The organism is Pseudomonas sp. NPDC096950 (assembly GCF_044762525.1).
In the GTDB taxonomy this organism is placed as follows: domain Bacteria; phylum Pseudomonadota; class Gammaproteobacteria; order Pseudomonadales; family Pseudomonadaceae; genus Aquipseudomonas.
Map to the genome: position 1 here is coordinate 1 of NZ_JBIWEL010000008.1, position 22,144 is coordinate 22,144.

20 protein-coding genes are annotated in these 22,144 nt (G+C 60.2%); 13 read left to right on the forward strand and 7 right to left on the reverse strand.

The annotated features are described in order from the left end of the window. Positions 1-548 precede the first annotated feature (548 nt). Both ACIQY3_RS14620 and ACIQY3_RS14625 read right to left on the reverse strand, forming a co-directional pair. A complete protein-coding gene (locus ACIQY3_RS14620) occupies positions 549-2,042 on the reverse strand; it encodes a CoA-acylating methylmalonate-semialdehyde dehydrogenase (RefSeq protein ID WP_123598942.1) in 1,494 nt (497 codons plus the stop codon). A gap of 66 nt (positions 2,043-2,108) precedes the next feature. Further along, a complete protein-coding gene (locus tag ACIQY3_RS14625) occupies positions 2,109-3,458 on the reverse strand; it encodes an aspartate aminotransferase family protein (protein ID WP_163908219.1) in 1,350 nt (449 codons plus the stop codon). Positions 3,459-3,582: 124 nt separating this feature from the next. On the opposite strand from ACIQY3_RS14625, the gene ACIQY3_RS14630 reads away from it, so the two are divergent. The 6 genes from ACIQY3_RS14630 (at position 3,583) to ACIQY3_RS14655 (ending at position 10,024) form a co-directional block, all read left to right on the forward strand. Next, on the forward strand, positions 3,583-4,503 hold the full coding sequence (locus ACIQY3_RS14630; protein WP_403020505.1) for a LysR family transcriptional regulator: 921 nt from the start codon (positions 3,583-3,585) through the stop codon (positions 4,501-4,503). Positions 4,504-4,596: 93 nt separating this feature from the next. Beyond that, complete coding sequence (locus ACIQY3_RS14635; protein ID WP_403020508.1) at positions 4,597-5,247, forward strand: TetR/AcrR family transcriptional regulator; 651 nt, start codon at positions 4,597-4,599, stop codon at positions 5,245-5,247. A 7-nt stretch (positions 5,248-5,254) separates the two neighbouring features. Further along, complete coding sequence (locus ACIQY3_RS14640) at positions 5,255-5,836, forward strand: IMPACT family protein (RefSeq protein WP_403020510.1); 582 nt, start codon at positions 5,255-5,257, stop codon at positions 5,834-5,836. 576 nt (positions 5,837-6,412) lie between these two features. Continuing rightward, positions 6,413-7,978 carry an ABC transporter ATP-binding protein gene (locus ACIQY3_RS14645; RefSeq protein WP_403020511.1) on the forward strand — a complete coding sequence of 522 codons (1,566 nt, stop codon included), beginning with the start codon at positions 6,413-6,415 and terminating at the stop codon, positions 7,976-7,978. Between the two features lie 13 nt (positions 7,979-7,991). After that, the gene (locus tag ACIQY3_RS14650; RefSeq protein ID WP_403020513.1) at positions 7,992-9,098 is read left to right on the forward strand and encodes an ABC transporter permease; all 1,107 of its coding nucleotides are present in this window, start codon (positions 7,992-7,994) and stop codon (positions 9,096-9,098) included. Continuing rightward, complete coding sequence (locus ACIQY3_RS14655; RefSeq protein ID WP_123514976.1) at positions 9,098-10,024, forward strand: ABC transporter permease; 927 nt, start codon at positions 9,098-9,100, stop codon at positions 10,022-10,024. Before ACIQY3_RS14650 ends, ACIQY3_RS14655 begins: the two co-directional genes overlap by 1 nt. Positions 10,025-10,175: 151 nt before the next feature. Here ACIQY3_RS14655 and ACIQY3_RS14660 read toward each other — a convergent pair whose 3' ends face one another. Then, entirely contained in the window at positions 10,176-10,607 is a 432-nt protein-coding gene (locus ACIQY3_RS14660; protein ID WP_403020516.1) for a hypothetical protein, read from the reverse strand. Positions 10,608-10,689: 82 nt separating this feature from the next. Between ACIQY3_RS14660 and ACIQY3_RS14665 the strand changes: the two genes are divergently transcribed. The 3 genes from ACIQY3_RS14665 (at position 10,690) to ACIQY3_RS14675 (ending at position 13,385) form a co-directional block, all read left to right on the forward strand. Continuing rightward, the gene (locus ACIQY3_RS14665; protein WP_403020894.1) at positions 10,690-11,040 is read left to right on the forward strand and encodes a MerR family transcriptional regulator; all 351 of its coding nucleotides are present in this window, start codon (positions 10,690-10,692) and stop codon (positions 11,038-11,040) included. Between the two features lie 25 nt (positions 11,041-11,065). After that, the gene (locus ACIQY3_RS14670) at positions 11,066-11,752 is read left to right on the forward strand and encodes an SDR family oxidoreductase (protein WP_403020519.1); all 687 of its coding nucleotides are present in this window, start codon (positions 11,066-11,068) and stop codon (positions 11,750-11,752) included. Between the two features lie 274 nt (positions 11,753-12,026). Next, positions 12,027-13,385 (forward strand): 8-oxoguanine deaminase, encoded by a 1,359-nt coding sequence (locus ACIQY3_RS14675; protein WP_403020521.1) that lies wholly within the window; start codon positions 12,027-12,029, stop codon positions 13,383-13,385. Positions 13,386-13,509: 124 nt separating this feature from the next. Here ACIQY3_RS14675 and ACIQY3_RS14680 read toward each other — a convergent pair whose 3' ends face one another. After that, positions 13,510-14,598 (reverse strand): calcium:proton antiporter, encoded by a 1,089-nt coding sequence (locus tag ACIQY3_RS14680; protein ID WP_403020523.1) that lies wholly within the window; start codon positions 14,596-14,598, stop codon positions 13,510-13,512. Positions 14,599-14,895: 297 nt separating this feature from the next. Between ACIQY3_RS14680 and ACIQY3_RS14685 the strand changes: the two genes are divergently transcribed. The 3 genes from ACIQY3_RS14685 to ACIQY3_RS14695 all read left to right on the forward strand — a co-directional run bounded on the left by ACIQY3_RS14685 (position 14,896) and on the right by ACIQY3_RS14695 (position 18,121). Beyond that, on the forward strand, positions 14,896-15,978 hold the full coding sequence (locus tag ACIQY3_RS14685; protein ID WP_403020525.1) for a BMP family ABC transporter substrate-binding protein: 1,083 nt from the start codon (positions 14,896-14,898) through the stop codon (positions 15,976-15,978). Positions 15,979-16,120: 142 nt separating this feature from the next. After that, complete coding sequence (locus ACIQY3_RS14690; RefSeq protein WP_403020527.1) at positions 16,121-17,086, forward strand: 2-oxoglutarate and iron-dependent oxygenase domain-containing protein; 966 nt, start codon at positions 16,121-16,123, stop codon at positions 17,084-17,086. A gap of 81 nt (positions 17,087-17,167) precedes the next feature. Beyond that, the gene (locus ACIQY3_RS14695; RefSeq protein WP_054043972.1) at positions 17,168-18,121 is read left to right on the forward strand and encodes an adenosine deaminase; all 954 of its coding nucleotides are present in this window, start codon (positions 17,168-17,170) and stop codon (positions 18,119-18,121) included. Between the two features lie 113 nt (positions 18,122-18,234). Here ACIQY3_RS14695 and ACIQY3_RS14700 read toward each other — a convergent pair whose 3' ends face one another. From ACIQY3_RS14700 to ACIQY3_RS14710, 3 genes are all read right to left on the reverse strand, one after another. Further along, complete coding sequence (locus ACIQY3_RS14700; protein WP_403020529.1) at positions 18,235-19,614, reverse strand: MFS transporter; 1,380 nt, start codon at positions 19,612-19,614, stop codon at positions 18,235-18,237. Positions 19,615-19,744: 130 nt separating this feature from the next. Then, positions 19,745-20,476 carry an ArsR/SmtB family transcription factor gene (locus tag ACIQY3_RS14705; RefSeq protein WP_403020531.1) on the reverse strand — a complete coding sequence of 244 codons (732 nt, stop codon included), beginning with the start codon at positions 20,474-20,476 and terminating at the stop codon, positions 19,745-19,747. Positions 20,477-20,780: 304 nt separating this feature from the next. Next, positions 20,781-21,710 (reverse strand): LysR family transcriptional regulator, encoded by a 930-nt coding sequence (locus ACIQY3_RS14710; RefSeq protein WP_403020533.1) that lies wholly within the window; start codon positions 21,708-21,710, stop codon positions 20,781-20,783. A 118-nt stretch (positions 21,711-21,828) separates the two neighbouring features. Here ACIQY3_RS14710 and ACIQY3_RS14715 point away from each other — a divergent pair, with 118 nt between their 5' ends. Beyond that, complete coding sequence (locus tag ACIQY3_RS14715; RefSeq protein WP_213942103.1) at positions 21,829-22,122, forward strand: putative quinol monooxygenase; 294 nt, start codon at positions 21,829-21,831, stop codon at positions 22,120-22,122. Positions 22,123-22,144: the final 22 nt, after the last annotated feature.

The window sequence follows — 22,144 nt, forward strand, 5'->3', positions numbered from 1 at the left end:
GAAACCCTAAACTTGGCTCAGCAATCGTTGGTTACATCTTTGATTTCTCGCGGAGTAACTTGTGATGCTGATAATCTTGTTGACTATCAGTCTGACTCCACAAGCACCCACACGAATTGCTTGATTCAGTTGTTAAAGAGCGGTGGGTTGATTCTTTCGTCTCAACCGAGGCGCGCATTCTACAGCAGCGCCAGTTACTGTCAAGCGGTTATTTTCCGAAGTTTTCAAAGTTTCCTTTGCAACTTCAACCACTTGCGCTTTCGATCTCTCGTTAGCGGGAGGCGAATTCTACAGCGTTACTCGCTGCTGTCAACACCTCTTTTTCAACCCCTTTCGCGCTTCGATGAGCTGAAGCAACTCGCTGCCGAAACCTGCGTAACTCTTTGTTTACCAAGGAGTTTTCCGTTTCGACTGCGCCGGAAGTGGGGCGAATTATAGACTTCCAGAATCTGCCGTCAACCCCTATTTTCACAATTCTGTCACATAGGTCAGAAAAGCCCCGAAAACACGAAGGCCGGCCCTGACGGGCCGGCCTTCTCCCCTTCTACTTACAAGCTAGGGAACGCGAATTGCGATGCTTCATGGCTCGCCCGTTGCGGCCAACGCTGGGTGATGGCCTTGCGACGGGTATAGAAACGCACACCGTCCGGACCATAAGCGTGCAAGTCACCAAACAGCGAACGCTTCCAGCCACCAAAGCTGTGATAAGCCACCGGCACCGGCAACGGCACGTTGACCCCAACCATGCCGACTTCAATCTCATCGCAGAACAACCGCGCCGCCTCACCATCACGGGTGAAGATACAGGTGCCGTTGCCATACTCGTGATCGTTGATCAGTTGCATCGCCTCTTCCAGGCTGTTCACCCGAACAACGCACAGCACCGGCCCGAAGATCTCTTCTTTATAGATGCGCATCTCAGGCGTGACGTTATCGAACAGGCAGCCACCCAGGAAGAAACCTTCCTCATGACCCGCCACGCTCAATCCGCGGCCATCCACCACCAGGGTTGCGCCAGAAGAAACACCGTCTTCTATATAGCCACTGACTTTATCGCGAGCCTGACCGGAAACCAGCGGCCCCATGTCCAGGCCACACGAAGTCCCGGCCCCGATTTTCAGCGCCTTGATTTGCGGCACCAACTTGGCCACCAGCGCATCCGCCACCTGGTCACCGACGCACACGGCCACCGAGATCGCCATGCAGCGCTCACCGCAAGAACCATACGCCGCGCCCATCAGTGCGCTGACCGCGTTATCCAGATCCGCATCCGGCATCAGCACCGCATGGTTCTTCGCGCCGCCCAGTGCCTGGACGCGTTTACCGCGCTTGGTACCTTCGGCGTAGATGTATTCGGCAATCGGCGTCGAACCGACAAAGCTCAGCGCTTTGACTTCCGGCGCCTCGATCAGCGCATCCACCGCTGCCTTGTCGCCATGCACCACGCTCAGCACGCCTTTAGGCAGACCCGCTTCGATCAACAACTGAGCGATCAGCAGCGTCGAACTCGGATCGCGCTCGGACGGCTTGAGGATGAAGCAGTTGCCGCAGACGATCGCCAGTGGATACATCCACAACGGCACCATGGCCGGGAAGTTGAACGGGGTGATACCCGCGACCACGCCCAATGGCTGGAAGTCCGACCACGCATCAATGTTCGGCCCGACATTACGGCTGTATTCGCCCTTGAGGATTTCCGGCGCCGCGCACGCGAACTCGACGTTCTCGATCCCGCGCTTCAACTCGCCCGCTGCATCTTCCAGCGTCTTGCCGTGTTCTTCGCTGATCAACTGCGCGATGCGCGCTTCGTTCTGCTCCAGCAATTGCTTGAAACGGAACATCACTTGCGCACGTTTGGCCGGAGGCGTGTTGCGCCAGGCCGGGAATGCAGCCTTGGCCGAATCGATGGCTTTCTGAATGGTTTCGCGGCTGGCCAACGGCAGCTTATGGATGGCCTTGCCGGTCGACGGGTTGAACACGTCAGCCGTGCGACCGTCTTCGGTCACCAGTTCGCCATTGATCAAATGCGGGATGAGGCTCATGCGGTACTCCAGAAAATTGTTCACAGGCGCCCGTCTACGGACGCCCTTCTTATATAGAGGGAGAAATCAGTCGATCTTGTTCAGCACTTCGCCAACCGCGTCGAACAGACGATCAAGGTCTTGCGGCTTGCTGTTGAAGGTTGGCCCGAACTGCAGGGTGTCGCCGCCGAAGCGCACGTAGAACCCGGCCTTCCACAGCGCCATGCCGGCTTCGAACGGACGCACAATCGCGTCGCCGTCACGCGGGGCAATCTGGATTGCACCGGCCAAGCCGTAGTTGCGGATGTCGATGATGTTCTTCGAGCCTTTCAGACCGTGCAGCGCATTTTCGAAATGCGGCGCGACTTCGGCCACGCTCTGCACCAGGTTTTCCTTTTGCAGCAGGTCGAGTGCCGCCAGGCCAGCGGCACAGGCAACCGGGTGCGCGGAATAGGTGTAGCCGTGGGGGAATTCCACCGCGTACTCCGGCGTCGCCTGGTTCATGAAGGTGTGATAGATCTCGGAGCTGGCAATCACCGCGCCCATCGGGATCGCGCCGTTGGTGACTTGCTTGGCGATGCACATCAGGTCCGGAGTCACGCCAAAGCTGTCAGCGCCGAACATCGAACCGGTACGGCCGAAACCGGTGATCACTTCGTCGAACACCAGCAGGATGTTGTGCTGGTCGCAGATTTCACGCAGACGCTTGAGGTAGCCCTCAGGCGGAACCAGCACGCCAGCGGAACCGGCCATTGGTTCTACGAAGACGGCTGCGATGTTCGAAGCATCGTGCAATTCGATCAACTTCAGCAGTTCATCTGCCAGGGCGATACCGCCCTCTTTCGGCATGCCACGGGAGTAAGCGTTGCTGGCCAGCAAGGTGTGCGGCAGGTGATCGACGTCCATCAGGCCCTGGCCGAACAGTTTGCGGTTGCCGTTCACACCGCCAAGGCTGGTGCCGGCAATGTTCACACCGTGATAACCACGGGCACGGCCGATCATTTTGGTCTTGGTCGCCTGGCCTTTCAGGCGCCAGTAAGCGCGGACCATTTTCACTGCGGTGTCCGCGCACTCGGAACCCGAGTCGGTGAAGAACACGTGGTTCAGATTGCCCGGCGTCAGGTCAGTAATTTTCTCGGCCAACTGGAACGACAGCGGATGGCCGTACTGGAAGCCCGGCGAGTAATCGAGAGTGCCCAGTTGCTTGGCGACCGCTTCCTGGATTTCCTTGCGCGTGTGCCCCGCGCCACAGGTCCACAGACCCGAGAGCGAATCGTAGACCTTGCGGCCCTTGTCGTCTGTCAGCCAACTGCCCTCGGCGGCGACGATCAGTCGCGGATCGCGCTGGAAATTTCGGTTGGCGGTGTAGGGCATCCAGTGCGCATCGAGCTTGAGCTGGCTGGCCAGGGAAGACGGGGCGTTTTCGGGCAAGTTCATGATTAAAACCTCGCAGGGCAATAAGCGGCGTAGAGATCAAAAGCGTTCTTGCAGCTAAATTGCCACGGGGATAAAGTCGGTGAAATCCAACTCTTCTAACCTTCAGTCAGGGCTTCACTAAACTATGAGCAGCCGCCGCCCCGATCCGCTGGCCCAAGTCAGCGACTTTGATATTCGCCTGTTGCGGATCTTCCGCAGCGTGGTGGAATGCGGCGGCTTCTCCGCAGCGGAATCGGTACTGGGCATCGGCCGCTCGGCCATCAGCCAGCAAATGAGCGACCTGGAACAACGCCTCGGCCTGCGCCTCTGCCAACGGGGTCGCGCCGGGTTTTCCCTGACCGAAGAGGGGCGCGAGGTTTATCACTCGGCGCTGCAGCTATTAAGTGCGCTGGAAAGTTTCCGCACTGAGGTCAACGGCCTGCATCAACACTTGCGCGGCGAGCTGACCATCGGCCTGACCGACAACCTGGTCACCCTGCCCCACATGCGCATCACCCATGCGTTGGCGCAATTGAAGGAGCGCGGGCCGGACGTGCAGATCCAGATCCGAATGATCGCGCCCAATGAAGTCGAACAAGGGGTGCTCGACGGACGCTTGCATGTCGGTGTGGTGCCACAGGCCAGCGCGTTGTCCGGGCTGGAATATCAACCGCTCTACAGCGAACGTTCGCTGCTGTATTGCGCGGTGGGCCACCCGTTGTTTTATGTCGACGACAAGCAACTGGACGACGAGCGCCTGAACAGCCAGGACGCGATCGCCCCGACCTTCCGCCTGCCCGCCGAGATCCAGGCGCATTACCAGGCGCTCAATTGCACCGCCAGTGCCTCCGACCGTGAAGGCATGGCGTTCCTGATCCTGACCGGACGCTATATCGGGTACCTGCCCGATCACTACGCCAGCCTCTGGGTGCAGCAAGGCCGATTGCGCGCCCTCAAACCTACCGCGCGGTTTTATGACCTGAGCCTCGCGTCGGTCACGCGCAAGGGTCGTCGCCCACATTTGGTGCTGGAAAGCTTTCTGGAGAGCCTGGCGGCGACGCGTTGAAAAACCAGGAAACCTGCTGTCGGGACTTGTCTGAAACCTGTGGGTGCGCTATCAACGCAGTGGTTGCACCCACAGACTATTTCGGAAGTGCCTATGACCTTTGAAGTCCCCGCCCACGGCGGCAAACCTGCCAGCCGCATTCGTCAAAAGAACGAAGAGACGATCCTCAAAGCCGCCGAAGATGAATTCGCCCGACACGGGTTCAAAGGCACCAGTATGAACACCATCGCCGTGAATGCCGGGTTGCCCAAGGCGAACCTGCATTATTACTTCACCAACAAGCTTGGGTTGTACGTGGCGGTGCTGAGCAACATCATCGAATTGTGGGACAGCACCTTCAACACCCTGACGGCCGAGGATGATCCGGCCGAGGCGCTGACTCGCTATATCCGCGCCAAAATGGAATTCTCCCGCCGCCAGCCGCAAGCCTCGCGGATTTTCGCCATGGAAGTCATCAGCGGCGGCGAATGTTTGACCGAGTATTTCAACCAGGATTATCGCGCCTGGTTCCAGGGCCGGGCCGCGGTGTTCCAGGCGTGGATCGACGCCGGCAAAATGGACCCGGTCGATCCGGTGAACCTGATCTTCCTGCTGTGGGGCAGCACTCAGCATTACGCCGACTTCGCCACCCAGATCTGCCGGGTCAGCGGCCGCACCAAGCTGACCAAGCAAGACATGGAAGACGCCGGCGACAACCTGATCCGCATCATCCTCAAGGGCTGCGGCCTGACACCTCCTATCTAAGTCGACTATGCCTTTTACCCTCAGCGGTTTTTGCGAATACCGCGAAGAGATTCGCAAAAGCCGTTTCATCACCCTCGCCGGGCCGATCGGCAGCCCGACCGAAGCCCAGGCGTTCATCGAGCAGCACAGCGACTTGAACGCTACGCACAATTGCTGGGCGTGGAAGCTTGGCGACCAGTACCGCAGCAACGACGATGGCGAACCCGGCGGCACCGCTGGGCGGCCGATTCTGGCGGCGATCGAGGCGCAGGATTGCGATCAGGTCGCGGTGCTGGTGATTCGTTGGTACGGCGGTATACAACTTGGCACCGGTGGACTTGCCCGTGCTTATGGCGGCGGTGCGAACAAGTGCCTGCAAGGCGCGCCGAAGGTTGAGTTGATCAGCCGGGTGCCAGTGAGTTGTGCCTGCGGATTTGGCGAGTTGGTGTTGGTGAAGTTGCGGGTGGCGGAGCTCGGCGGTTTGGTGGTGGAAGAATCCTTTACCGGCAACGGCGTGGATCTGAAATTGGCGATTGGCGAGGCGCAGATCGAAACTCTGCAATTGCAGCTCGCGGATTTGAGTCGCGGGCGGATTTTGTTGGAGAGATAAGAGCAAAATCAAAAGATCGCAGCCTTCGGCAGCTCCTACATTGGAGCGCGATCTTTTGGGGCACTCCCAATTTCACTGCACTCGACAGTTGCCCACATCTGCTGTGCACCCGCCTGTGGATAACCTGAGTACATTCTGCTGTAACCCTTCTGTCATGCGGCTTTGCGGGCTTTGTTCACTTTTCGTCCAAAGTGCTGGCAAAAAAGCTAAATCCGCGAAAAAACAAACAGTTAGCGTGGTTTATCACCTTTAGAAGATAGCGACGCAGTGCTTATGCCCGAGCGTTGGGCTTGCGCACAAATACTGTGGAGCAATCTGTGGATAACCCGTTCATGGCTGGCGCAGCCCCATATCCGGCATAGCTTGCAGCCGACTGCTCGTTTTTTGATCAAACTGCCGCGGGCAAAACCGGAGCCTGATCAACGGCTTCGCCCTCAAGTGGTGCTTGATTCAGATACGAAACAGTTTCGGGCGCTTGCGCAACTCCCTGAACGGCATGGATTTAGGGAAATCCTGACTCAATGGCCAGAAAATTGCTTTATCCACAGGCATAACTTCAAGCGACCCGAGCCTGTCATGCCCAACCCCGTGCCGATCCCCGATCCAGCCCCACGCCTGCAGCTGCGCAATATCAGCAAACGCTACCCCGGTTGCCTGGCCAACGATGCCATCGACCTGAGCATCTCCCCCGGTGAAATCCATGCCCTGCTCGGCGAAAACGGTGCGGGCAAAAGCACGCTGATGAAGATTATCTACGGCGTCACCCACGCCGATTCCGGGGAAGTGATCTGGCAAGGACAACGGGTGACCATGCGCAATCCGGCCCAGGCGCGGGGGCTTGGGATCGGCATGGTGTTCCAGCACTTTTCGTTGTTCGAAACCTTGAGCGTGGCGCAGAACATTGCGCTGGCCATGGGCGCGGCGGCGGGAACACCGAAACAACTGGAACCGAAAATTCGTGAAGTGTCCCGGCGCTACGGCATGGCGCTGGAACCGGAGCGACTTGTCCACAGCCTGTCCATCGGCGAACGCCAACGCGTGGAAATCATTCGCTGCCTGATGCAGGACATCCGGCTACTGATTCTCGACGAACCGACCTCGGTGCTAACGCCGCAAGAGGCCGACGAATTGTTCATCACCCTGCGCCGACTGGCTGCCGAGGGCTGCAGCATTCTGTTTATCAGTCACAAGCTCGGTGAAGTCCGGGCGCTGTGCCATAGCGCAACGGTGCTGCGCGGCGGTCGAGTAGCCGGGCATTGCGTGCCGGCCGAGTGCTCGGATCAACAACTGGCGCGGTTGATGGTGGGTGAAGCGGCCGAGTTGATTACGGACTACCCGAAGATCGTTGGTGGTGAGACTTTTTTAAACGTAAGTGGATTGTCCTGGCACAACCCGGACCCGTTCGGTTGCTCGCTCAAAGACATCAACCTGCAAGTACGCAGCGGCGAAATCGTCGGCATCGCCGGGGTCGCGGGCAACGGCCAGGATGAGTTGCTGGCATTGCTCAGCGGTGAAGAGCGGCTAAATCGCAACGAGGCAAAAACCATCAGTTTCGCCGGGCAAGCAGTCGCCCATTTGCGCCCCGATGCCCGGCGCAAACTCGGCTTGGCTTTCGTCCCTGCCGAACGCCTGGGCCATGGCGCGGTGCCGGAACTGAGCCTCGCCGATAACGCCCTGCTTACAGCGTTTCAACAAGGGTTGGTGAGCCAAGGAATGATCCAGCGCGGCAAAGTCGAAGCGCTGGCCGAGGAGATCATCCACCGCTTCGGCGTGAAAACACCCGACACCCAAACGCCGGCACGCAGCCTGTCCGGCGGCAACCTGCAGAAATTCATCCTCGGTCGAGAAATCCTCCAGCAACCGAAATTACTGGTGGCTGCGCACCCGACCTGGGGCGTGGACGTTGGCGCGGCGGCGACCATTCACCGCGCGCTGATTGCTTTGCGCGATGCCGGCGCGGCGATTCTGGTGATCTCCGAAGACCTCGATGAACTGTTCCAGATTGGCGACCGCCTCGGTGCCTTGTGCAGCGGTCGACTGTCACCGCTCCGGGCCACCGTCGATACACGCCTGACCGATGTCGGCGGCTGGATGGCCGGCCAATTCGACGCGCCTCAATCACCTGTATCTGCAACGGCTTAACGGAGTTTTTTACATGCTGCTTTCTCTCGAACCCCGTGGCCAGCAATCGCGCCTGATGTTGTGGTGCTCGCCGTTGCTGGCGGCGGCGCTGACCTTGGGCTGCGGCTCGTTGCTGTTTATCGCGCTGGGCCACGACCCATTGCTGACGCTGCACACGCTGTTGATCGCACCGATCAGCGACTTGTATGGCGTCTCGGAATTACTGGTCAAAGCCCTGCCGATTCTGCTCTGCGCCTTGGGCCTCGCGGTGGCGTATCAGGCACGAATCTGGAACATCGGCGCCGAAGGCCAGTTGCTGCTCGGCGCCCTGGCCGGCAGTGCTCTGGCGGTGAACATTATCGATATGCAAAGTCGCTGGGCGCTGGTGTTGATCCTGCTCACCGGCACCCTCGCCGGCGCCGCGTGGGCCGGGCTCACGGCGTGGTTGCGCACGCGGTTCAACGCCAATGAAATCCTCACCAGCATCATGCTCAATTACATCGCCCTGAACCTGTTGCTGTTCTGCGTGCACGGGCCGCTGAAAGACCCGGCCGGGTTCAATTTTCCGGAGTCGGCGATGTTCGGTGATGCCAGCCGTTTGCCGTTGTTGATGGAGGACGGTCGTGTGCATGCCGGAGTGTATTTCGCCCTGCTCGCGCTGGTCGCTGTGTGGGTGTTGTTGCAGAAAAGCTTTGTCGGCTTCCAGATCAAAGTGCTCGGCCTGGACAAGCGTGCGGCAGGGTTTGTCGGCTTTCGCGAGAAGCGCCTGATCTGGCTGGCGCTGTTGATCAGCGGCGGTTTGGCGGGACTGGCCGGGGTCTGCGAAGTCACCGGGCCAATCGGCCAATTGGTGCCACAAGTCTCGCCGGGTTACGGCTATGCGGCGATCACCGTGGCGTTTCTCGGACGGCTGAATCCTATCGGCATTCTGTTTTCCAGCCTGTTGATGGCGCTGCTGTACATCGGTGGCGAGAGCGCACAGATGAGCATGAACCTGCCGCAAGCGATCACCCAATTGTTTCAGGGAATGATGCTGTTTTTCCTGCTGGCCAGTGATGTGCTGATTCTCTACCGACCGCGTTTGAATGTGCGCTGGGCGCGCCGCGCGCCAGTCACCGCCGTACCCGCAGGAGCGCTGTGATGGATATCGATCTGCTGAGTAATATTTTCTACGCCATGGTCCGTTGCGGTACGCCGTTGCTGCTGGTGGCCTTGGGCGAACTGATTTGCGAGAAGAGCGGCGTCCTCAATCTGGGCCAGGAAGGCATGATGCTGTTTGGCGCGGTGATCGGGTTTATCGTTGCGCTAAACAGCGGCAATTTGTGGCTCGGCGTGTTGCTGGCGATGTTGGCCGGGATGTTGTTGTCTTCGCTATTTGCCTTGGTGGCGCTGGTGTTCAACGCCAATCAAGTGGCCACCGGGCTGGCGCTGACGATCTTCGGCGTGGGCCTGTCGACCTTTGTTGGCGCGGCGTGGGTCGGTAAACCGCTGGCGGGTTTTGAGCCGGTGGCGATTCCGTACTTGAGTGAGATTCCGCTGATCGGGCGGATGCTGTTTGCGCAGGATCTGTTGGTGTACTTGTCGTTCGCGCTGTTTGCCTTGGTGGCGTGGGTGATTCTGAAAAGTCGCGTCGGGTTGATCATTCAAGCGGTCGGGGAAAACCCGGATGCCGCCAGTGCCATGGGCTTGCCGGTGTTGGGCGTGCGCACGTTGGCGGTGTTGTTTGGCGGAGCGATGGCCGGCTTGGCCGGGGCATATCTGTCCCTGGCGTATACGCCGATGTGGGCAGAGAACATGAGCGCCGGGCGTGGCTGGATTGCCCTGGCGCTGGTGGTGTTTGCCAGTTGGCGGGTGTGGCGATTGCTGCTTGGGGCGTATCTGTTCGGGCTCGCCAGCATCCTGCATTTGGTGGCGCAGGGATTGGGGCTGGCGATTCCGTCGAGTTTGCTGGCGATGCTGCCGTATGTCGCGACCATTGTGGTGTTGGTGCTGCTGTCCCGGGATGCTGTGCGCACGCGGTTGTATGCGCCGGTTTCGTTGGGGCAGCCGTGGCAGGGTGGGCATTAGCGGTTTGCAGGTTCGGCCTCTTCGCGAGCAAGCCCGCTCCCACACTGGATCGGGTTCACATCGCTCCCTGTGGGAGTGAGCTTGCTCCCACAATGGATCGAGTTCACACAACTCCCTGTGGGGGTGAGTTTGCTCCCACAATGGATCGAGTTCACACAACTCCCTGTGGGAGCGGGCTTGCTCGCGAAGGCGCCCGAACCGGCAACACCTGAACCACGCCCCACACCATTTCAAAGAATAAGAAAATCACCAACAACGAACTGGCGCCGTGCACCAAGGCATAGAGCTGCCAAGCCGAAAACAAAAACCGGCCCGCCGCGTCATATCGCCCAAACACCTGCTGCGGATCCCGAATCCGCAACACCGCCCAAACACACACAATCGACCCCAACAGATTCGCCATCAACATATGCATCGGCTCGAATACCGGCAGCTCACCAGGCAAATTCAACGCCTGGCTCAAACCCGACAGCAATCCATGCAAAGCAGCAAAACTCCACGGCGTGACAAACGCCGCCGTCACGATCAAGTCATACCAGGCACTGCCGCGCACCACTCGGCGATATTGGGTTGAAGTCCACATCGGCGTTGCTCCAAAAATTCAGGGAGCAACAAGGCTAAAGCCTGGAGTATGCTCCAGGGTCAAGCCCCTTCGAGACGTCATGATGCGCATCGGTGAATTAGCCCAGGCCAGCGCCGTCAGCCGCGACACACTGCGCTTCTACGAGCAGCGCGGGTTGATTGCGGCGCAACGCAGTGCCAACGGTTATCGCGATTATCCGGCGGACATGGTGCAACTGGTGCTCTACATCAAGACCGCTCAGCGACTGGGCTTTACCCTCGGTGAGATCGGTAATAGCGTGGCCGCGTTGTGGCATTCGCCCGATCCCGACAGCGCCGTCACGCAACTGCTGCAAGACAAGCTAAAGCTGATCGAGACCCGAATGGACGAACTCGGCGCGCTGCGCACTGAGTTGCAGCAACGGCTCGGCCAGCGTTGTCCCTTAAATCCGTGATCCTCATTTATCAAGGAAGCCCATCATGTCCACGGCAAAAACCGCACTCATCATCGGCGCCTCCCGGGGCTTGGGCCTCGGCCTGGTGAAAACCCTGCTGGCCGACGGCTGGCAAGTCACCGCCACCGTGCGCAACCCGCAGAACGCCGAGGCGCTGCAAGCGCTGGGCAAGGTACGGATCGAAAAACTCGACATGGATGATCAGCAAGCGGTCATCGCTTTGAGCCAGCAACTCAAAGGCGAAGTGTTTGACCTGCTGTTCGTGAATGCCGGGGTCAAGGGGCCGGACGTCCAGACGCCGGGTGGCGCGACATTGGCCGAAGTCGGGCAACTGTTTTTCACCAACGCCGTGGCGCCGATCAACCTGGCCCAGCGTTTCGTCGGGCAGATTCGGGATGGCAGCGGCGTGCTGGCGTTCATGAGTTCGGTGCTGGGCAGCGTGACCATGCCGGACGCGCCGGAACTGGCGTTGTACAAGGCCAGTAAAGCGGCGTTGAACTCCATGACCAACAGCTTCGTCACGCAGTTGGGCGAGCAGAAACTGACGGTGCTGTCGTTGCATCCGGGTTGGGTGAAGACCGATATGGGCGGTGAAGGCGCCGATATTGATGTGGACACCAGTACCCGTGGGCTGGTGGATCAGGTGAACGCGTTTACCGGCAAGGGCGGGCATCATTTTGTGAACTACAAGGGTGAAACGATTCCCTGGTAAACGCTGTAGATCCAATGTGGGAGCGGGCTTGCTCGCGAATGCGGTGTGTCATCCAACATTGATGGCGACTGACACGCCCTCTTCGCGAGCAAGCCCGCTCCCACAGGGGCCGTATTCCACAGATGGGTTTGTGTCGTCTGGTCGGGCCGGGCTTGCCCGAAACGCCGTTTTGTTCGAAACTCCGCACCTCGTCCCCCGCGGCGACCCTGGATCAGCAGACAGGGTAATCACTGAGCTGGCTAACCTGAACCCACTTTCAGAGGAGCCGGCCAACATGCCTGCGACCCGTACCTGGTTAAAAAATCCCCTTGCCATTTTCACTGCCAATGGTCTCGATGCCCGTGGCGGCCTGGTGCTGCAAGACGGTTTGATCGTCGAAGTGCTCGCCGCCGGCCAGCAACCGTCCGCACCCTGTGGACAAGTCTTCGATGCCCGCGAGCATGTGATCCTGCCCGGCCTGATCAACACCCATCACCACTTCTATCAAACCCTGACCCGCGCCTGGGCGCCGGTGGTCAATCAGCCGTTGTTCCCGTGGCTGAAAACCCTGTACCCGGTCTGGGCCCGCCTCACCCCGGAAAAACTCGCCCTCGCCACCAAAGTCGCGCTGGCCGAGTTGCTGCTGTCCGGTTGCACCACCGCCGCCGATCACCATTACCTGTTTCCCGAAGGCCTCGAGAATGCGATCGACGTACAAGTCGAAAGCGTTCGTGATTTGGGCATGCGCGCCATGCTGACCCGTGGTTCCATGAGCCTCGGCGAAAAGGACGGCGGCCTGCCGCCGCAGCAAACCGTGCAGGAAGGTGAAGTGATTCTCGCCGACAGCCAGCGCTTGATCGCCGAGTACCACGAGCGTGGCGATGGCGCGCAAATCCAGATCGCCCTGGCGCCGTGCTCGCCATTCTCGGTAACCCCGGAAATCATGTCCGCCAGCGCCGAACTGGCGAATAAACTCGACGTGCGCCTGCACACCCACCTCGCGGAAACCCTCGACGAAGAAGACTTCTGCCTGCAACGCTTCGGCCTGCGCACCGTGGATTACCTGGACAGCGTCGGCTGGCTCGGCCCGCGCACCTGGCTGGCCCACGGCATCCATTTCAACCCGGACGAAATCGCCCGCCTCGGCGCGGCTGGCACCGGTATCTGCCATTGCCCGAGTTCGAACATGCGCCTGGCGTCCGGCATTTGCCCGACGCTGGATTTGACCGCTGCCGGTGCGCTGTTGGGTCTGGGTGTGGATGGTTCGGCGTCCAACGATGCGTCGAACATGATGCTCGAAACCCGACAGGCGCTGTACATCCAGCGCTTGCGTTACGGCGCGGAGAAGATCACCCCGGAATTGGTTCTCGGTTGGGCGACCAAGGGCTCGGCGAGTCTGCTGGGGCGGACGGATATCGGTGAACTGGCGGTGGGCAAGCAGGCGGACTTGGCGCTGTTCAAGCTGGATGAGCTGCGGTTCTCTGGTAGTCATGATCCGGTGTCGGCGTTGCTGCTGTGCGGCGCGGATCGGGCGGATCGAGTGATGGTCGGCGGTAAATGGCGAGTGATTGACGGGCAGGTTGAAGGGCTGGATCTGAAAGGGTTGATTGCGGATCACAGCCAGGCGGCTCGGCAACTGATCGCCGGCACCTGACACAACACCGATTAAAACTGTGGGAGCGAGCCTGCTCGCGAAAGCGGTCTGACATTCAACATTGAAGTTGACTGATCTGGCCCCTTCGCGAGCAGGCTCGCTCCCACATTGTTTTGTGGTGAGGTTAGAGCCCGAGCAACGACAACATGATGAACGTCGCAAACAGCACAAAGTGCGTCATGCCCTCGATGGCATTGGTTTCCCCGTCATTCAGGTTGATCGCACTGACAATCAACGTCAGAAAAATCATCACCGTCTGCACCGGCGTCATCGCCATCTGAAACGGCTGACCGGTGTACAGCGCCATGGCTTCCATCACCGGCACCGTCAGGATCACCGTCGACAGCGACGCGCCCATGGCGATGTTCACCACCGACTGCATACGGTTGGCCAGCGCCGCGCGCAACGCGGTCAAAATCTCCGGTGCCGCAGAAATGGCCGCCACCAGAATCGCCGTGATCACCGGCGGTGCGCCCGTGCCTTCCAGGCCCAGATCGAGGGTCTTGGACATCACCTCGGCCAACGCGCCGATCACCACCACGCCAAACACCAGCGTCGCGATACTCAGTGTCACGTTGACCGGTTCAGGTGTTTCTTCCGGGACTTTCTTGCGGCGTTTTTCCGGGTAGCTATAGCTGAAGAAATAACTGTGCGGCCCGACCTGCATGCGCAGGAACAAGGCGTAGAGCACGACCATCGCGCCAATGGTGAACCCCGAATAAATCTTCCAGTTGGCCTCAGGAATAAATTCCGGCACCACCATGGAAACGCCCATGGCGGTGAGGATCATCACGCTGTAGCTGCGCGCCGAATCGTCGTTGTAGGACTGTTCGCCATGCTTGATCCCGCCCATCAACGCGGCGAGGCCGAGGATGCCGTTGATGTCGAGCATCACCGCCGAGTAAATCGTGTCGCGCACCAGGGTCGGCGAGGCCTCGTTGCTCATCATGATCGCCAGGATCACCACTTCCACCAACACGGCGGCGAGGGTCAGGATCATCGTGCCGTAGGGATCGCCGACTTTTTCCGCCAGCAGTTCCGCGTGATGGGCCACACGCATCGAGGCGGCGACGATGAAAGCGATCAGCACCAAACCGGCGGCCAGCGCGATGGGCTGGCCGTTGTGCAGCATCCACGGTTCCAGCGGATACGCGACAACGGCGGCGACCAGGGCCAGCAACAGAAACTTTTCTTGCTTGAGGAGTGTGAGCATTGCGGGCCTTTTGGACAGTGGAGCGAAATCAGAGTGATGAGCTACTGACTGCGGGGCGGCGCTAACGTTTCGTTACACCTTAGCGCACCAGTGGATGGCAGCCGTATTGAGCCATGCACTTTTATTGGCCTTGCGGGCCTCTTCGCGAGCAAGCCCGCTCCCACATTGGATCGCGGTCCCCTGTGGGAGCGGGCTTGCTCGCGAAGGCTTCACCGCGGTTTCGGATTTATTGTTGTCCTGTTGGTCAGTAATTTGCATTGACCTCGCCATCCTCAAAACAAAATGGAGTTCGAGTTCATGCATAAACGTCCGTTGAAGAAGCTGCTGTGCGCCGTTGCCGCGGCCGTCGGTCTGAGCGCGAGCCTGACCGCGAGTGCCGCCGATCCGCTGAAAGTCGGCTTCGTCTATATCGGCCCGATCGGTGACCACGGCTGGACGTATCAACATGAACAGGGACGCAAGGCACTCGCCGAAAAATTCGGCACGCAGATCACCACCAACTACGTGGAGAACGTCGCCGAGGGCGCCGACGCCGAGCGGGTGATCCGCAACATGGCCAAGGACAACTACGACCTGATCTTCACCACGTCTTTCGGCTACATGAACCCGACGCTGAAAGTCGCCAAGCAATTTCCCAAGGTGACCTTCGAACACGCCACCGGCTACAAGCAGGACAAGAACCTCGGCACCTACCTGGCGCGCACGTATGAAGGTCGCTACGTCGGCGGTTTCCTCGCGGCGAAGATGACCAAGACCAAGAAAATCGGCTACGTCGCCTCGTTCCCGATCCCGGAAGTGATCCGCGACATCAATGCCATCCAACTGGCCCTGAACAAATACAACCCGGGCACCGAGATCAAGGTGGTGTGGGTCAACTCGTGGTTCGATCCGGGTAAAGAGGCCGACGCCGCCAACGCGCTGATCGACCAGGGCGTGGACGTGGTGTTCCAGCACACCGACAGCCCGGCGCCGATCCAGGCCGCCGAGCGTCGCGGCGTGTATGCCGTGGGCTACGCTTCGGACATGGCGCACTTCGGGCCGAAAGCGGTGCTGACCTCCATCGTCAACGACTGGGGCCCGCACTACATTCAGGCGACCCAAAGCGTGCTCGACCACGCGTGGAAATCCCAGGATTACTGGGGCGGATTGAAGGAAGGCACGGTGGAACTGCCGATCAGCGATTTGGTGCCGGCACCGGTGAAAGCCGAAGCCGAGCAAATCATTGCCGACATCAAGAGCGGTGCGCTGCATCCGTTTACCGGGCCGATCAAGGACCAGGCGGGCGCGGTGAAAATCCCGGCGGGTGCGACGGCGAGCAATGCGGAACTGGCGTCGATGAACTACTACGTGGAAGGCATGAAGGCCGACATTCCGAAGTAACTCCTGCGCCACACACCATCCACTGTGGGAGCGGGCTTGCTCGCGAAAGCGGTATGTCAGCCACATAAAGTTTGACTGACACTCCCTCTTCGCGAGCAAGCCCGCTCCCACATTAAATCTTCAGCGTTCTTGAGGACTGCGCATGAACCAACTCCCCATCATCGACATCGCCCCGCTCTACGGCACCGACCAAAACGCCTGGCAATCCATCGCCATACAAATCGATCACGCCTGCCGCAACTGGGGCTTTTTCTATATCAAGGGTCACCCGATCAGCGCTGCTCGCATCGACGCCGTGCTCGACCACGCCCAACGCTTCTTCGCCCTGCCCGCCACCGAAAAGCTCAAGATCGACATCACCCAGACGCAGCATCACCGCGGCTACGGCGCCATCGCCACCGAGCAACTGGACCCGAGCAAACCCAGCGACCTGAAAGAAACCTTCGACATGGGCCTGCACCTGCCGGCCGATCACCCCGACGTGCGGGCAGAAAAACCACTGCGCGGCCCCAACCGCCATCCATCGATGCCCGGCTGGGAAACGCTGATGGAGCAGCATTACATCGACATGCAGGCGCTCGCCCAAACCCTGCTGCGGGCGATGACGATGGCACTTGGCATCGAGCGCGACTTCTTCGACAGCCGCTTCAATCAACCCGTCAGCGTGCTGCGGATGATCCATTACCCACCGCGCCACACCGCCAGTTCCGCCGAACAACAAGGCGCCGGCGCCCACACCGATTACGGCTGCATCACCCTGCTCTACCAGGACGCCGCCGGTGGCCTGCAAGTGCGCAAGGTGAACGGCGAATGGATCGATGCGCCGCCCATCGACGGCACCTTCGTGGTCAACCTCGGCGACATGATGGCGCGCTGGAGCAACGACCGTTACCTGTCGACGCCGCACCGAGTCATCAGTCCGTTGGGTGTGGATCGCTACTCGATGCCGTTCTTCGCCGAACCGCACCCGGACACGCTCATCGAATGCCTGCCCGGTTGCCAAGACACCGCACACCCGGCGAAATATCCCGCGACCACCTGCGCCGAATTCCTGCTGTCACGCTTCGCCGATACCTACGCCTATCGACGGCAACCGGAAGCGGTTTGATGAACCGTCTGGTCAGGTTTTACCAATTGTTGCAGCGAGCATCTGTAGAATGCCGTCATTGCACCTGATGAGAATTCGAACATGTACGACTGGCTGAACGCCCTGCCCAAGGCAGAACTGCACTTGCACCTGGAAGGCTCGCTGGAACCCGAGCTGTTGTTCGCCCTGGCCGAACGCAACAAGATAGCCCTGCCGTGGGACGACGTGGAAACCCTGCGCAAGGCGTACGCCTTCAACAACCTGCAAGAGTTTCTCGACCTGTACTACAAGGGCGCGGACGTGTTGCGCACCTCGCAGGATTTCTACGACCTGACCTGGGCCTACCTGTTGCGCTGCAAGGCGCAGAACGTGATTCACACCGAACCGTTCTTCGACCCGCAAACCCACACCGACCGTGGTGTGCCTTTCGAAGTGGTGCTCAACGGCATCGCCGCCGCACTGAAGGATGGCGAGCAGCAACTGGGCATCACCAGCGGTTTGATCTTGAGCTTCCTGCGCCACTTGAGCGAAGACGAAGCGCAGAAAACCCTCGACCAGGCGCTGCCGTTCCGCGATGCGTTTGTGGCTGTTGGCCTGGACAGTTCGGAGATGGGTCACCCGCCGAGCAAGTTCCAGCGCGTGTTTGATCGTGCCCGCCACGAAGGCTTCCTGACTGTTGCCCACGCCGGTGAAGAAGGCCCGCCGGAATACATCTGGGAAGCCATCGACCTGCTGAAAATCCAGCGCATCGACCATGGCGTGCGCGCCATCGAAGACGAGCGTCTGATGCAGCGGATCATCGACGAGCAGATTCCGCTGACCGTGTGCCCGCTGTCGAACACCAAGCTCTGCGTGTTCGATCACATGTCCCAGCACAACATCCTCGACATGCTGGAACGTGGCGTGAAAGTCACGGTGAACTCCGATGACCCGGCGTACTTCGGCGGTTACGTCACCGAGAACTTCCACGCGCTGTACACCGATTTGGGCATGACCCAGGATCAGGCCAAGCGCCTGGCGCAGAACAGCCTGGATGCGCGGTTGGTAAAACCGTAAGCCTCACCGCATAACCCAATGTGGGAGCGGGCTTGCTCGCGAAGACGGAGTGTCAGTCAATTTAGATGTTGGCTGACACACCGCTTTCGCGAGCAAGCCCGCTCCCACATTTTTTAGATCGGTGTTGCTTCAGTTAACTCCTCCAATGTCTTGCCCCGCGTCTCCATCCCGAACAACCACACCACCCCCGCCGCAATCGCAAAGCACATCGCCCCCAACGCGAACACCCCGCCCTGCCCGGTAATCGGGAACACCAACCCGGTCACCAGCGGCCCAAGCAACGAACCGACGCGCCCGATCGCCGAGGCAAATCCCGAGCCCGTGGCTCGCGCCGAAGTCGGGTACAGCTCCGGCGTGTAGGTGTAGAGCACCGCCCACATGCCGAACAGGAAGAATTGCATCAACAGACCCGAGGTGATCAGCAGAGCGACGTTGCCGCCAAACACCGCGCTCTGGCCATAGAGAAACGCCATCACCCCGCCGCCCAGCAGCGTCACGATGCACACCGGTTTGCGTCCCCAGCGCTCTACCAGCCAGGCCGCCATCAGAAACCCGGGAATCCCGCCGAGGGAAATCAGCACCGTGTAATACACCGACTGGGTCACGGCAAAACCCGACTGTTGCAGCAGGGCGCTGAGCCACGAGGTCAGTCCATAAAACCCAAGCAAGGCGAAGAACCACACGCTCCAGATCATCATCGTGCGCTGGCGGTACAGCGGCGACCAGATCTGGCGCAACGCGGAAAAGAAGTTGCCGGGAGTACTCGCCACCCGTGGCAACCGGATCGGCGTCGGCAACTCCGCTCGCCCCAGGGACGATCGCACCCGCTCTTCGATGCCGAGCAACACCTTGTCCGCCGCGTCATGTCGCCCGGCCTGCTCCAGCCAGCGCGGGGATTCGGGAATGAAAAAGCGAATCGCCAGGACAAACACTGCCGGCACCGCCAACACCAGGAAGATGTCGCGCCAGCCAATCACCGCCAGCAGAAAGTACGACAGCACCCCGGCCGCGACGAAGCCCAACGGCCAGAACCCGTCCATCAGCGCGATATAACGCCCGCGCTTTTTGGCCGGAATCAGCTCCGAAAGCATCGACTGCGCAATCGGAAACTCCATGCCCATGCCGATCCCCAGCAGGACGCGGAACAGCGTCAGGGTTTCCACATTTTGTGCCGTGGAGCACAAGTAACTGGCGAGGCCCCACAACACGATGCTCCACTGGAACACCGGTTTGCGCCCGAAGCGATCGGCCAACATGCCGGACAACGACGCCCCCAGCACCATGCCGAAGAAGCTCGAACTGGCCAGCAACCCAGCCTGGGCGCTGCTCAGGCCGAACTCGGTTTTAATCGAACCGAGCAGGAACGTCATCATCGCCAGGTCCATGGAGTCGAAGAAAAACGCCAGGGCAATGATGATGAAAATGATGCGGTGATAGCCGCTGATGGGCAGCCGTTCCAAGCGTTCTGCTGCGCTGAATCCTTGTATTTCCATGCGATACACCCCCGTCCGAAAGTCCCCGGATCGAGTGTGCGCGATAGCGGCTGTGGGTTATTGCTGGATGCGACCTGTCCGAAACCCTGAACGACGTCCGAGTCTTCAGACGCCGGTCTCGACGCGTCTACTACGCCATTTCCAGCTCGGTCCCCCTGGCGAAGCGATGCACTTCACGCTGCCCGGTCGCGGTGATCTGCAAGGCCCGGGAATCGTTGGGCAAGGTCAACCAGCCGGACTGCATGAACAACTGCAACAATGCCGCGCCCAGCGAGCCACCCAGGTGCGGACGGCGCTCACTCCAGTCGGGGCAGGCACAGGCAATTTGCCCGTTGCGGTGTGCCAGGGCCTGGATGAATACCCCACGGCTGGCCAGTTGTTTGGAACCCTTATGGGTGATGGCGACCCGCTGATCGAACTGCTCGATCCAGCCGGCATCCAGCAGCCTCTGGTACAGGTCGGCCGCCAGGGTGCCGCCCAAGTGGTCGTCGCAGAGGCGCGCCTGCAACAGCGACGATGGCGCGGCCTGGCGTTTGCCCAATAGATTGCCGCGCTTGATCGTCTGCGGAATTTCCCGTGGCGTGCTGGCCAGGGTGGCACTCGCCAGCGCCTCCACGGCCGCGCCAACTTCGGGAGCGGCCAGGCGGAAGAATCTCTTGCGCCCGCGTTCTTCGACTTTCAACAGACCTCCGGCGGACAAACGCCCCAGGTGTGCACTGGCCGAAGACGGCGACAGCCCGGCCAGCAGGGCCAGTTCTTCGGTTTGTCGCGCCGTGCCATCCATCAAGGCCCACATCATTGCGCTGCGCTTGGGGTCAGCCAGCAGCGTGGCGATCTGGCTGATGCAAGGTGCATGTTCCATGTATTCACTCCCTGTTGAATCGTTTCGTCTACTGCTCACAGACATCTTGACCAGTAATGTGTCGTCGGCCAAGACGTGAAAACCGCCATGAACCCGGTCAGGCAAGTCACCCACACCATTTGCTCAGTCGAGCCCCCGGACCGGCGCCTGGGCAAGGACGGCTGGATTGTGAGCGCGTCCGGGCCGGTTCGACGGTGCAGGCATGAGGCGGGCGCTAGTATAAGCGGGTTGACCGTCGGTTCCTGCCCTTGGGAGGCCGCGGGTGGTGATAGTTCGTGACAGAAATTTCGCTATTTGCCTGCGACTATTGATCAGTGCCCGGTAACGACGGAAATTGACTACTCAATTTCGCGCATCGGCTGGCGAGCATTTCACGCAAAAGGTTCACCGGCTTACTCAATTGTGCGCGATGGGCGCACAGCAAATTCAGCGGTGCACGCTCACAGAGCAACTCCGGCAACAGCACTTTCAGGCGCCCGGCCAGTACATCGGCGCCGACATCGAGCCAGGACTTGTAGGCGATCCCGGCCCCCGCCACGGCCCACAGGCGCACCACATCGGCGTCATCGCTGAAACGGTCACCGCTGACCGTCAAACCGACTTCACGTTTGCCATCGTGGAAACTCCAGTGATCGTGAACCCGGCTACCGAGCATAAAGAGCAGGCAATTGTGCTGCGCCAGTTGCTCCAGTTGCCGGGGCTCGCCGTGCCGGGCCAGGTAGTCGGGGGATGCGCAGAGCACGCGACGGTTCTGCGGGGCGATGGGCAGCGCCACCAGGCTTGAGTCTTCCGGCTCGCCGTAACGCAGGGCGATGTCCACCGGTTGGCGAAACAGGTCGGCGATGCGATCCCCCAGCAGCAAACGCACGGTCAGCTTCGGATGCTCTCGCTGAAACTCATCCAGCCACGGCAGCAGCAGGTTGCGACCAAAATCCGAAGGCGCCGACAGTTGCAGAATCCCGCTGACCTGATCCTGACCGCTGGCCAGCAAACGCCGGCCTTCATCCAGATTGCTCAGGGCCGCCCGCGCATATTCCAGGAAGCCCTCGCCTTCGGCGGTGAGGCGCAGGCTGCGGGTGGAGCGGGCCAACAACCGCGCGCCGAGTTGCTGTTCGATGCGCTTGAGTGCTGCGCTAGCCACCGCCGCCGACATGTCCATCACCCGTGCCGCCGCCGACAGACTGCCCAGGTCCGCCGCCCGGACAAACAACTGCAAGTCATCGAAACGCAGCATTCTCAGCCTCGATTATCAAAAAAATATTGAAAGAGACTGCTCTTTTAGCGGGTTTTATCTCGCCGGGAAATAGCCAATCATCTGTCCCATCGAAATCACTCAGCGTCAGGAGTCGAACATGTCCCAGCCGTTTACCGCTATCGCCACCCTCATCGCCAAACCCGGCCAGCAGGACGCCCTCGAACAGCACCTGCGGGCGCTGCTGGAACCAACCCGCGCCGAGGCCGGTTGCGGTCAATACGATTTGCACCAGGACCTCGCCAACCCATTGGCCTTCTACATGATCGAACAATGGAGCAGCGACGAAGCCCTGCAAGCCCACGACGCCAGCGCCCACATCCAGAACTTCCGCGCCAAGGCCGGCGACTTTCTCGAACACTTCGACCTCAAGCGCCTGCGCACCCTGGCCTGATTTCTTCCTTTATTACGACGGA